The sequence below is a fragment of the Sphingorhabdus sp. genome (assembly GCF_044338195.1).
Classification (GTDB): domain Bacteria; phylum Pseudomonadota; class Alphaproteobacteria; order Sphingomonadales; family Sphingomonadaceae; genus Sphingorhabdus_B.
Genome location: NZ_JBIIMC010000022.1, coordinates 22134 through 32593 on the forward strand (window position 1 = coordinate 22134; position 10460 = coordinate 32593).

At 57.4% G+C, this 10460-nt stretch carries 12 protein-coding genes; 9 read left to right on the forward strand and 3 right to left on the reverse strand.

All coding sequences use genetic code 11. The annotated features are described in order from the left end of the window. Positions 1-52: 52 nt before the first annotated feature. Positions 53-859 (reverse strand): universal stress protein, encoded by an 807-nt coding sequence (locus ACIQZK_RS07600; protein ID WP_397575599.1) that lies wholly within the window; start codon positions 857-859, stop codon positions 53-55. 139 nt (positions 860-998) lie between these two features. Here ACIQZK_RS07600 and ACIQZK_RS07605 point away from each other — a divergent pair, with 139 nt between their 5' ends. The 8 genes from ACIQZK_RS07605 (at position 999) to ACIQZK_RS07640 (ending at position 7487) form a co-directional block, all read left to right on the forward strand. Further along, positions 999-1556, forward strand: a complete 558-nt coding sequence (locus ACIQZK_RS07605; protein ID WP_397575600.1) for a GNAT family N-acetyltransferase — start codon at positions 999-1001, stop codon at positions 1554-1556. A 13-nt stretch (positions 1557-1569) separates the two neighbouring features. Then, positions 1570-2490, forward strand: coding sequence for an SMP-30/gluconolactonase/LRE family protein (locus ACIQZK_RS07610; RefSeq protein ID WP_397575601.1), 921 nt, complete (start codon positions 1570-1572; stop codon positions 2488-2490). 13 nt (positions 2491-2503) lie between these two features. Continuing rightward, the gene (locus ACIQZK_RS07615; protein WP_397575602.1) at positions 2504-3163 is read left to right on the forward strand and encodes an HAD-IA family hydrolase; all 660 of its coding nucleotides are present in this window, start codon (positions 2504-2506) and stop codon (positions 3161-3163) included. A gap of 40 nt (positions 3164-3203) precedes the next feature. Next, positions 3204-3914 (forward strand): CoA transferase subunit A, encoded by a 711-nt coding sequence (locus ACIQZK_RS07620; RefSeq protein ID WP_183939099.1) that lies wholly within the window; start codon positions 3204-3206, stop codon positions 3912-3914. Then, complete coding sequence (locus ACIQZK_RS07625) at positions 3911-4816, forward strand: HAD family acid phosphatase (RefSeq protein WP_397575603.1); 906 nt, start codon at positions 3911-3913, stop codon at positions 4814-4816. Before ACIQZK_RS07620 ends, ACIQZK_RS07625 begins: the two co-directional genes overlap by 4 nt. Positions 4817-4882: 66 nt before the next feature. After that, positions 4883-5524 carry a CoA transferase subunit B gene (locus ACIQZK_RS07630; protein WP_397575604.1) on the forward strand — a complete coding sequence of 214 codons (642 nt, stop codon included), beginning with the start codon at positions 4883-4885 and terminating at the stop codon, positions 5522-5524. Between the two features lie 8 nt (positions 5525-5532). Continuing rightward, positions 5533-6756: a serine hydrolase domain-containing protein gene (locus tag ACIQZK_RS07635; protein ID WP_397575605.1), complete on the forward strand. Its 1224-nt coding sequence runs from the start codon at positions 5533-5535 to the stop codon at positions 6754-6756. Positions 6757-6800: 44 nt separating this feature from the next. Continuing rightward, entirely contained in the window at positions 6801-7487 is a 687-nt protein-coding gene (locus ACIQZK_RS07640; protein ID WP_397575606.1) for a glutathione S-transferase family protein, read from the forward strand. Here the strand turns inward: ACIQZK_RS07640 and ACIQZK_RS07645 are convergent. After that, positions 7462-8376: a RimK family alpha-L-glutamate ligase gene (locus ACIQZK_RS07645; RefSeq protein WP_397575607.1), complete on the reverse strand. Its 915-nt coding sequence runs from the start codon at positions 8374-8376 to the stop codon at positions 7462-7464. The two genes, ACIQZK_RS07640 and ACIQZK_RS07645, sit on opposite strands and share 26 nt — an antisense overlap. Further along, positions 8373-8786, reverse strand: coding sequence for an EVE domain-containing protein (locus ACIQZK_RS07650; protein ID WP_397575608.1), 414 nt, complete (start codon positions 8784-8786; stop codon positions 8373-8375). The genes ACIQZK_RS07645 and ACIQZK_RS07650 overlap by 4 nt, the downstream gene beginning before the upstream one ends. 47 nt (positions 8787-8833) lie before the next feature. Here ACIQZK_RS07650 and ACIQZK_RS07655 point away from each other — a divergent pair, with 47 nt between their 5' ends. After that, positions 8834-9772, forward strand: coding sequence for an isopenicillin N synthase family dioxygenase (locus tag ACIQZK_RS07655; RefSeq protein WP_395635294.1), 939 nt, complete (start codon positions 8834-8836; stop codon positions 9770-9772). The last annotated feature ends 688 nt before the right edge of the window (positions 9773-10460 follow it).

Below are 10460 nucleotides of genomic sequence, written 5' to 3' on the forward strand. Positions count from 1 at the left end.
CCTATTTTCGTACCCTGACTGGCACGGAAAAAGGGCAAAAGCCAATGATTGTTTAGTGCGCCAGCAACACAGGGATGCCCAATTCGCCCAGCATGAACCGTGTCACGCCGCCAAACAAGGTTTCGCGCCACCGCCCATGGCCATAGGCGCCCATGACGAGGAAATCGGGTCGCCACGCATGTACTTCAGCCAGCAACCGTTCCTCGACGCTTTGATCACCTTTTGCCGCGACGGCTATTTCGGCGCTGACGCCATGGCGCGATAGATAGGTCGCAGCGTCCGTGACCGGGAATTCTTCGGGCACGGTTTCAACCTCTGCGATCCGCACGTGCGTTGCGGCCTGAAGCAACGGCAGCGCGGCGCGCAGCGCGTTGGCTGCTTCAAATCCGCCGTCATATGCCACCATCGCGCGGTCCAAGGAGATTCGCTTCGTCGATGCAGGCACCGCAAGTACGGGTGTGCGCGACGCTGTGACGACATCACTGACCCATGCGCGCGCGCCGCCGGCTGTGCCCGCTTCATCCAGCGACATAACCAATATGTCCGCCAGTCGCGCTGCGTTTATCAAGGCATCGGATGTGGTTCCGTCAAATATCTGCCAATCCCAAGGCACATCCTCCGACTTCAGATGCGCGTCGGTGCGTGCGCAGAGCTTTCCGCGTTCCGTTTCGGCGGCATCAAAGGCTTCGGCAATGAAATGCGCGCCGCCGAACATATCAAACGCCACATAATCCTGCGTTGGTCGGGGCAAAACAAGCGTGAGATGCCCGTTGAAACGGCGGGCAAGATCAAGCCCCGCCTGCAACCGGCTTTCAAAGGCTGCGTCTCCGCCAGCATGTACCATGATAGATTTCATCATCAGTTCCTTTTCATATGCCAGAATAGGCCGACTCGGATTGATGCGATTGAGCGTAGGCCGATGCCGCGCAAAGTCTTTGATTGATATCAAACACCGCAAAATGCTTCCAAAGGCCGTTATATTATGTCAGCGATGACGGATGGATGACGCGGGGCAGGCGAAGAACGAGGTAATCGTGCGGGGTGCGCGCATCACCGATGCTCAAGCCATAGCCGACATTTATGCCCATCATGTTCTGAACGGCACCGCCAGTTTCGACACTGTGCCGCGTACATTGGAGCAAACCGAACAGAAGATTGGCGACATTTTGGCCCATGGTTGGCCATTCCTGGTTGCCGAACGCGAAGGGGTGATATTGGGCTATGCCTACGCCACGGCATTTCGAGACCGGCCCGCTTATGGCTTCACCTGCGAAAACTCGATTTATGTGCGCGCGCAAGTTGTGGGGCAGGGGATCGGTGTCCTATTGATGCGTCACCTGCTGGATGCAGCGCACGCATGTGGTTTTCGTCAAATGATTGCGGTGATCGGCGGCGGAGAGCCCGCGTCGGTGGCGCTGCATACGAAAATGGGATTCACTTTTGCCGGCCGGATGCGATCGGTTGGTCGGAAATTTGGCCGCTGGCTTGACAGCGTGTACATGCAGGTCGAGCTTGGAGAGGGAGACCGGACCGCGCCAGCGCGCGAACCGGGATGAAGGAGAGAAGATTATGGCAGAGTTTGAATTGGTCGCCGACGGCCTGCGCTTCCCGGAAGGCCCAGTCGTCATGCCCGATGGCAGCGTCATTTTGGTCGAAATCGCCGAAGGGCAAATCACGCGGGTGCGGCCCGACGGCAGCAAGTCCGTCGTTGCAAAGACAGGCGGCGGCCCCAACGGCTTGGCGCTTGGCCCCGACGGCAAATTATACTGCTGCAACAATGGCGGCTTTGAATATATCGAAGCCAATGGCTTTCTTGCGCCGCACGGCATTGCGCAGGATTATTCCGGCGGCCGGATTGAACGTATCGATATCGATACCGGCGCAGTCGAGATACTCTATAAATCGGGTGACTTTGGCTGCAGTCTGCGTGGCCCGAACGACATTGTCTTTGATGCGCATGGCGGGTTCTGGTTCACCGACCATGGCAAGATCGATTATGCCAAGCGCAGCCATGACGTCGTTGGCATCTTTTATGCCAAGGCCGATGGCAGCCATTTGGAAGAGGTCATCTTTCCGTCGAACAACCCCAATGGCATTGGCCTGTCGCCCGATGGCAAGACATTATATGCCGCCGAAACCTACACCTGCCGGTTGATGAAGTTCAACATCACGTCGCCCGGCAAAGTTGCGCCCGATGCGGGTCCGGGCGGGCCGGGGATTCCGGTATATCGTCCAGCCGGGTATAAATTTTTCGACAGCCTTGGCATCGAAGCAAGCGGTAATATCTGCGTCGCGACGATTGGTGAGTGCGGGATCAGCGTGATTTCTCCGGATGGTGAGCTGGTCGAATTTGTTGCGACCGATGATATCTTCACCACCAACATTGCGTGGGGCGGAGACGATATGATGGACGCGTATATCTGCCTGTCGGGCAGTGGGCGTCTGGTGAAAACCCGTTGGGCGCGGCCGGGGCTTAAGCTGCAATATTGATGACGGGCAGTGCATGACATTTAATACGGTAATTTTTGACTTTGGCGGCGTCATCACGTCGTCACCGTTTGAGGCGTTTAACCGGATGGAGGCGGAGCGCGGCCTGCCCAAGGATTTCGTACGCCGGGTCAATTCGGTGGATCCGGACAATAATGCCTGGGCCAAATTCGAACGCGCCGAATGCAGCGCGACCGAATTTGACGCGCTGTTTGCTGCCGAAGCGCAGGCACTGGGGCATCAATTGGACGGCGCGTCGGTTATCGCCTGCCTCGCTGGCGAAATCCGTCCAGACATGGTGGCCGCGCTTGATCAGCTCAAATCGCTTGGCTTTGCGTTGGGATGCATCACCAACAATGTGCCGTCTGGCAAAGGCGCAGGCATGGCGGTGAGCGATGCAAAAGCGGCGGCGGTGGCGGCGGTAATGGAACGGTTCGACCATATCATTGAATCAAGCAAAGCGGGTGTCCGCAAACCCGACCCGCGCATCTATAATATGATGTGTGAAGCGCTCGCCGTTTCTCCACCACAATGCATCTACCTTGATGACCTTGGCATCAACTGCAAACCCGCAGCTGCGATGGGCATGGCTGCGATCAAGGTTGCCACCGGCGCGCAAGCATTGCGCGAATTAGGCGCGCTATTGGCGTTGACCTTTACACCCGTTGAGGTCTAGGCGGGAGCCGTTCCGTCTCTCCCAACTATTGGAGCACTTCATGGCGAAAAAACTTTTCCCGGACGCGGCATCCGCGCTCGACGGCCTGCTCAAAAACGACATATTGATTGCCAGCGGCGGTTTTGGCCTGTGTGGCTTGCCCGAACGGTTGCTGGATGCTGTTCGCGACAGCGGGGTCACTGGCCTGACCTTCGTGTCCAACAATGCCGGTATCGACAATGAAGGCATCGGCAAGCTGCTGCGCACCAAGCAGGTGAAGAAAATGATCTCGTCCTATGTGGGTGAGAATAAGGAGTTTGAGCGGCAGTATCTGGCGGGCGAGCTTGAGGTGGAATTCTGCCCACAAGGGACGTTGGCCGAACGGATGCGCGCTGGCGGCGCTGGCATTCCCGGTTTTTACACCAAGACGGGCGTCGGCACTTTGGTGGCCGAGGGCAAGGAAGTGAAAGATTTTGGCGGAGAGGAATATATCCTCGAACGCGGGATATTTGCTGACCTGTCGATTATCAAAGCATGGAAAGCCGATGAAAGCGGGAACCTTGTCTTCCGCAAGACGGCCCGCAACTTCAATCTGCCCGCCGCGACCTGCGGCAAGGTGTGCGTGGTTGAGGTGGAGGAAGTGGTGCCGGTTGGCAGCCTTGACCCCGACTGCATCCATTTGCCCGGCGTCTATGTGCAACGCATGATCGTTGGCGCGCCTTATGACAAAAAGATTGAGTTCCGCACCGTCCGCGAAAGGGAAAGCGCATGATCCGCAGTTTGGTAATAAGCGTTGCCGCGCTGGCGTTGGCCAGTAGCGCAGCGCAAGGTCAGCAGGTTGCTGCGCCCGTGCTCAGCAAGGACGCGCTCGCGACCCAGATCGGCGAAAAGCCAACGTCCGCTTCGCCACCGACGGGCCAACAATGGCTTTATGGTTCGGCTGAAGGCAGCATTGCGTCGGCGCAGGTATATAAAGCAATGGCGCAATATGTCCGTGCAAAGGCCCTGAACCGTGCCATCAAATCGCAGACGGTGCTGGCAGATGGGTCAACCCCGGACGCGCCCCGGTTCGAAAGCTGCGGTTCAAAGCCATTGGCCGCGGTATTTGATGCCGACGAAACGCTGCTCTGGAACGTAGGCGCAATGCGCTATATGGCTGAGCAGGGTAAGGATTTTGACCCAGTCATCTGGAATGCGTGGGAAAAAGGCGGTGCTGGCAAAGCACTGGCCATGCCCGGCGCGATCGACGCACTGAAAATCATGCGCGATGCTGGCGTGACAATCATCGCGAACACCAATCGCACAGCAGCGAACGCCAAAGGCACGGAAGACGCGTTGCGCATGGCAGGGCTTGGCGAATTCAAACATAAAGACACGCTGTATCTTATGGGTGATGACGCCACCGGATCGAGCAAAGATGGCAGACGCGCTGCCATCGCCGCAAAATATTGCGTGATAGCGCTGGCTGGCGATCAGCTTGGCGACTTTGTCCAGGCGTTTAACGCCAAAGGCCTAAGCGTGGCTGACCGGCGGAAGCTGGCGACAAATCCAGCGATTGCGGACATGTGGGGTAATGGCTGGTTCCTGTTCTCCAACCCTGTCTATGGCCCGTCAATCCGGGGTGGCTATGACGAAATCTTTACGGCCGACACCAAATGGGAGCCCGCGAAATGAGCGGTAAGCCAACCCCACCGATCTGCCGACTGAACACCCCACAACCGATGAAGATGGATTGATACATTGAGCTGGACCCGTGACGAAATGGCCGCCCGCGCTGCAAAGGAACTGCGCGACGGATATTATGTGAACCTGGGCATTGGCATCCCCACGCTGGTGGCCAATCATATTCCGGCTGGGGTTGAAGTAACGCTTCAGTCCGAAAATGGCATGTTGGGTATTGGCCCTTTCCCTTTTGCGGGGGAAGAGGATGCCGACCTTATCAATGCAGGTAAGCAAACCATCAGCGAGCTGCCGCAAACCGCATATTTCGATAGCGCCGCCAGCTTCGCCATGATCCGCGGCGGGCATATTGACCTGACCGTGCTGGGTGCGATGGAAGTCGCGGAGAATGGCGACATCGCTAACTGGATGATCCCCGGCAAGATGATCAAGGGCATGGGCGGGGCAATGGACCTTGTCGCTGGCGTGAAGAAGATCATCGTCGTGATGGAGCATAATGCCAAGGATGGTTCACCAAAGTTCATCCCCGCATGCACATTGCCGCTGACGGGCAAAAATGTCGTCGATATGATCATCACTGATTTGGCGGTGTTCCAACGCCCCGACAAATCGTCGCCGTTCAAGCTGATTGAAGTCGCGCCGGGAATCACCGTTGGTGAAGTCGCCGCCAAAACCACTGCACATTATGAGGTCGCGATTTAATCGGTACGATGCGGCGTATTATTATTGCCTTGATCGCCGCCTCTGCATTGGGGCTGGCCAGCTGGTATTTTTTATACTCGGCGCCGGAGACGAACCAAGTCGCGGTGGTGCTGCGCAAATTGGCAAAGGCACCCCCGAATTTGCCCGATCAGCCAGACGAATGGCGCGGTCGGATCGATTATGGCAAACTCGACCGGCAATTTGCCGCACTGACGCAGCGTTCCGAAATGGCTGGGCTTGCGGTAGCCATCGTTGAGGATGGCGAGCTGCGCTTTGTGCATAGCTATGGCGTCGTTGACCGTTCCACCAATGTCCCAGTTACCAATAATACGGTGTTCCGTTGGGCTTCCGTCTCGAAAACGGTTGCCGGCACGCTGGCCGCATCGATGGCGAGCGAAGGCCCGGTTGATCTGAACAAGCCGGTGTCTAGCTGGAAAAGTTCGCTGCGTCTGCCCGATGGCGCGGAGGCGCGGATCAGCTTTGCACAGTTGTTGGCGCAGCAGACCGGGCTCACCAAAAACGCATATGATGAAAAGCTGGAGGATGGTCAGGACCCGCGCGTCATCCGCGCCAGTCTGGCAGAAGCGCCGCTGCAATGTACGCCCGGTACCTGCCACACCTATCAGAACCTGGCGTTCGACGCGGCCAGTGAGATATTGGCCAAGGCAGGCAAGCGGCCCTATCCCCATCTGGTCAGCGAACGTTTCTTTTTGCCGCTGGGCATGACCAGCGCGAATTTCGGCATGGCAGGACTGACCGGCGCGAAGGATTGGGCCCGACCGCACAGTGGCAGAAATGTCCGCACCTTAAAAGAAAGCTATTGGCGTGTGCCGGCTGCGGCAGGGGTGGAAAGCAATATCGTTGATTTCTCCCGCTGGTTGCAGGCGACGATGGGCGAGCGCCCCGATGTATTGCCCGCATCAACGCTTCGCTTGGCGCAGGCTCCGCGCGTTAATACGGCGCGAATCTATGGCGGAGAGCTGCGGCAGGCGAATTCAGATACCCATTACGGACTTGGCTGGCGCAGCTTCACTTATGACGGACGCCAGTTCATCGGCCATTCGGGCGCGGTCGATGGATATCGCGCAACGCTGATTTTCGAACCCGCGACACGCACGGGCGTTGTGGCCATGTGGAACAGCAACTGGGGCACGCCCTTCCGCATTCCTTTTGCCGTTTTCGACAGCTATCATCAGCGCACAGAGTCGCGTTGGTTGGAATTGGATGATTAGCTGGCGCGAACAATAGCCCATTTTCAAGGGAAAGGCCGCTTCCAATGACTTACACGCTGATTACCGCGAATCGCAATTATTCCAGCTGGAGCTTGCGGCCTTGGGTGTTGATGACGATGCTGGGCATCCCGTTCGAAGACCGCATCGAGCCTTTTGCGGCTGATAGCAATTACGAAGCCTTCCGCGCGTTTTCGCCAACGGGTCAAGTGCCTGCGCTATTGGACGGCGCACGGACTGTCTGGGATTCGTTGGGCATCACTTTATATTTGGCTGACCGGCACGAAGGCGTCTGGCCGCAGGATCCTGCGGCACGCGCATGGGCGCAATGCGCTGTGACCGAAATGCATGGCGGCTTTTCGGCTTTGCGCAATGATTGCACAATGAATGTCGGCGTTCGGGTGAAGCCAAAGCCTATGTCTGCTGCCTTAGAACGCGATGTTGCACGGATATCCGAGCTTTGGGCGCAAGGCCTCGACAGTTTTGGCGGTCCGTTTCTGGCGGGGCCGCATTTCACCGCCGTCGACGCATTTTTTGCGCCGGTCGCGTTTCGCGTGCGCACCTACGGTCTTGATGTCGGCCATGCCGGGCAAGAATGGGTGGACCATATGCTCGGCCTTCCCGCGATGCGCGCGTGGGAGAAGGATGCCTTGGCCGAAAGCTGGCGCGAGGCTGGCCATGAAGCGGAATTGCAGGCCTGCGGCGAGATCATCGCCGATTACCGTCAGGCATAAGTCCGCCCGAAGCGGGTGACCTTTTGGTTCCGGCTGTTGCCAGCAACGCTTCAGCGAATGCTGCGCCATTGTCGGGTGCAAAGCGCAGGAAGAGCGATGGTTCTATCAATTCCAGCTCCATCAAACGGAACACACCATCGCCATCGCGCAATATGTCGACCCGGGCATACGCCAGCGTGCCAGCGCCGGTGATGGATGCGGTCGCGGCTAAGGCGCGTTGTGCCAGATCTGCTGCTGCGGCAGGCGGTGTCACCGCCGCTTCATAGCCGCCATATTGTTCCTGCACGCGGAAATCGCCTGCCGCTGGACGCTTAATGATGGCGTGACTGACGTTGCCGCCAAAGTAGAAGAGCGAATATTCGCCTTCCTCGGCTATCGTTGGCACATAAGGCTGAACCATCATGCGTTGTCCGGCAACCGAATCGGGAATGTCGTCGCCAAGCGTCAGCCGGAACGTCCCGTCGGCACCGCCGGAAATCGGTGGTTTGACCACGAGCGTGTCGACGGCAAAATGGGCGCGGGCATGGTCAAGCGCGTCGGCATCAAGCGCGTCGCTCACTAAAGTTGGTACGGACGGAATGCCGGCGGCATCCAATTCTGCCAGATAGGATTTGTCGCTATTCCACCGCAATATGCTGACCGGATTGGAAACGGGGATGCCGTCGGCCTCCAACCGGTCAAGCAGGGCAAACCAGCGCGGGCAATCGCGCGGATAGCCCCATGCCAATAATGGCGTGACCAAATCAAAGCCGCTCAAGTCGTCCGCCTTGGTCCAGTCTATAAATGTCGCCTGATCGCCCAATAGCCGCGTATAGTCCGCCTTTATATGCGACCAGTCTTCTTCATATTCGGGGACGGGGGCGAGAATCGCGATCTTTGGCACGTTCATTCGCCCGCCATTTTCAATATCTCTTTCCACTCGGTCGGCCGCACTGGCGCTACCGACAGACGCGATTGCCGCAGCATTTCCATTTCGGCTAGATTCGGGTTCGCCTTGATGGCCTTTAGCGTCACCGATTGGGCAAGCTTGCGTACCGGCTTAACCTTGACCGCAACAAAGCGTGCCTTTTCGTCGGTCGGGTCAATGAAATGCTCTTGGCTGATCGTGATGATGGCGACAATCTCAAGCCCGATATTGCTGTGGTAGAAAAAAGCTTCGTCGCCGACCTTCATCGTGCGCAGGTTTATCGCCGCGCTATGATTGCGCACGCCGTCCCAGGTGCCTTCGCCTTCCGCCACCAAATCATCATAACTATACACGTCGGGTTCGGACTTCATCAGCCAAAATTGTTTTGTCACTTGTCGCTCCTTTTCGCTGGAAAGCCTTTAAGGCAGGCAGTAACACGCTGTCCATGACACATATGCCCGTTATTTCATTGCGCAGCGGCGATGCCGACGCACTTGGCCAGCAGCTTGGCAATTCATTCCAGACCTATGGCTTCGCGACCGTTGTCGATCATGGACTTGATCCGGATCTGGTCGCCAAGGCCTGGGCGCTGACGAAACAGTTGTTCGAACAATCCGAGCCGGAAAAGATGAAGGGCTTTGATACCGCACTTGCGGGTCAGCGCGGCTACACGCCGTTTAAAACCGAAATTGCCAAGGGCGCTGACTATCATGATCTGAAGGAATTCTGGCATGTCGGGCGTGACGTCGCGCCGGACAGCCCATTGGCGGGGTCGATGTTGCGGAATATCTGGCCCGATGTTCCCGAGTTTAAAGAGACGTTCCAGTTGCTCTTTGCCGAAATGGACAAGGTCGGCGCGCGGATATTGTCCTCGATCGCCCGCTATCTCGATTTGCCTGCGGATTGGTTTGACCCGACCATTGAGGATGGCAATTCGATTTTGCGGTTGCTGCATTACCCGCCGATTGCCGGTGACGCCGAAGGCTGCATCCGCGCCGGCGCGCATGAGGATATCAATTTGATAACGCTCTTGCTGGGTGCCGAAGAGGCCGGGCTGCAGATTTTGCGCCCCGACGGCAGCTGGATGGACGTGTCGCCACCGCAGGGCGGCCTTGCGGTCAATGTGGGGGACATGTTGCAGCGGCTGACCAACCATATGCTGCCGTCGACGACGCACCGTGTGGTCAACCCGACGGGCGATCGTTCGCGGTTCAGCCGCTACTCCATGCCATTCTTTCTGCATCTGCGGTCTGACTTCCCAATCGCCACGTTGCCGCAATGCGTGAGCGCGGAAAACCCGAATCGCTATCCCGACCCGATTCTCGCAGATGATTATCTGCGCGAACGTTTGATCGAGATTGGTTTGCTGAAGGCATAAGGGCGACGCCAAAGATCGCCACCGCCCTGCGTTACATTGACAAGGTTGACGCAAAAGCAGGGGTGTATCTGTCCAGTCAGTCAATTTGGCGGTCCCGCAATAATCCTCCCCATCGACTTGCGATGTGGCCATGTCTCGGCGGCCTCTGCGCCTCTGCGTGAACATCTTCTGCGTGTGCGGACGCATGCAATCTCGGCTGTCATATTGGGTGCGGACCCAAATACAGCATGAGAATCGGCCATAAAGCGCTCCCGATTCTCCGATTCACCCCTGATTCTGCGCTTTCCGGGGTATTTAAACCCCACGGAACCTATGTCCCGTCCGCCGGTTATCCCGTCTCAACCCGCGAAAAACCGTGCATTTCCGGCGGACTGCATTTTTTTTGTAATAAAATTGCAAATGGCTGTTGACCGAATCCCGAAGTCGCTTTAGAGGCCCTCTCACCGGACGGGAAGCGAGCGTTTCCGCGGTTCGGTCGCCAACAAATAGGTCACCTACTCCTCTGGTAGTAAATATCAGGGAACCATAGGTGTCCGCTTTTTTGTCGGTGGTAACCGGGTCAAACCGGTTCGGCTCTTTGACATTGTGATATTTAGATGAAGGGACATGTGGGCGACGGCGCCAGGTCCGGGGGTTTTTAGGCCCCGGGTGCTTGGTTAAAAATTAGCTGTTCGCACATAATGTCCTA

Bases quoted from the DNA above. Each gene is read 5' to 3' on its own strand.
- ACIQZK_RS07615 (WP_397575602.1), top strand. From the start codon at position 2,504: ATGACATTTAATACGGTAATTTTTGACTTTGGCGGCGTCATCACGTCG.
- ACIQZK_RS07620 (WP_183939099.1), top strand. From the start codon at position 3,204: ATGGCGAAAAAACTTTTCCCGGACGCGGCATCCGCGCTCGACGGCCTG.
- ACIQZK_RS07635 (WP_397575605.1), top strand. From the start codon at position 5,533: ATGCGGCGTATTATTATTGCCTTGATCGCCGCCTCTGCATTGGGGCTG.
- ACIQZK_RS07600 (WP_397575599.1), bottom strand. From the start codon at position 859: ATGATGAAATCTATCATGGTACATGCTGGCGGAGACGCAGCCTTTGAA.
- ACIQZK_RS07640 (WP_397575606.1), top strand. From the start codon at position 6,801: ATGACTTACACGCTGATTACCGCGAATCGCAATTATTCCAGCTGGAGC.
- ACIQZK_RS07605 (WP_397575600.1), top strand. From the start codon at position 999: ATGGATGACGCGGGGCAGGCGAAGAACGAGGTAATCGTGCGGGGTGCG.
- ACIQZK_RS07645 (WP_397575607.1), bottom strand. From the start codon at position 8,376: ATGAACGTGCCAAAGATCGCGATTCTCGCCCCCGTCCCCGAATATGAA.
- ACIQZK_RS07625 (WP_397575603.1), top strand. From the start codon at position 3,911: ATGATCCGCAGTTTGGTAATAAGCGTTGCCGCGCTGGCGTTGGCCAGT.
- ACIQZK_RS07610 (WP_397575601.1), top strand. From the start codon at position 1,570: ATGGCAGAGTTTGAATTGGTCGCCGACGGCCTGCGCTTCCCGGAAGGC.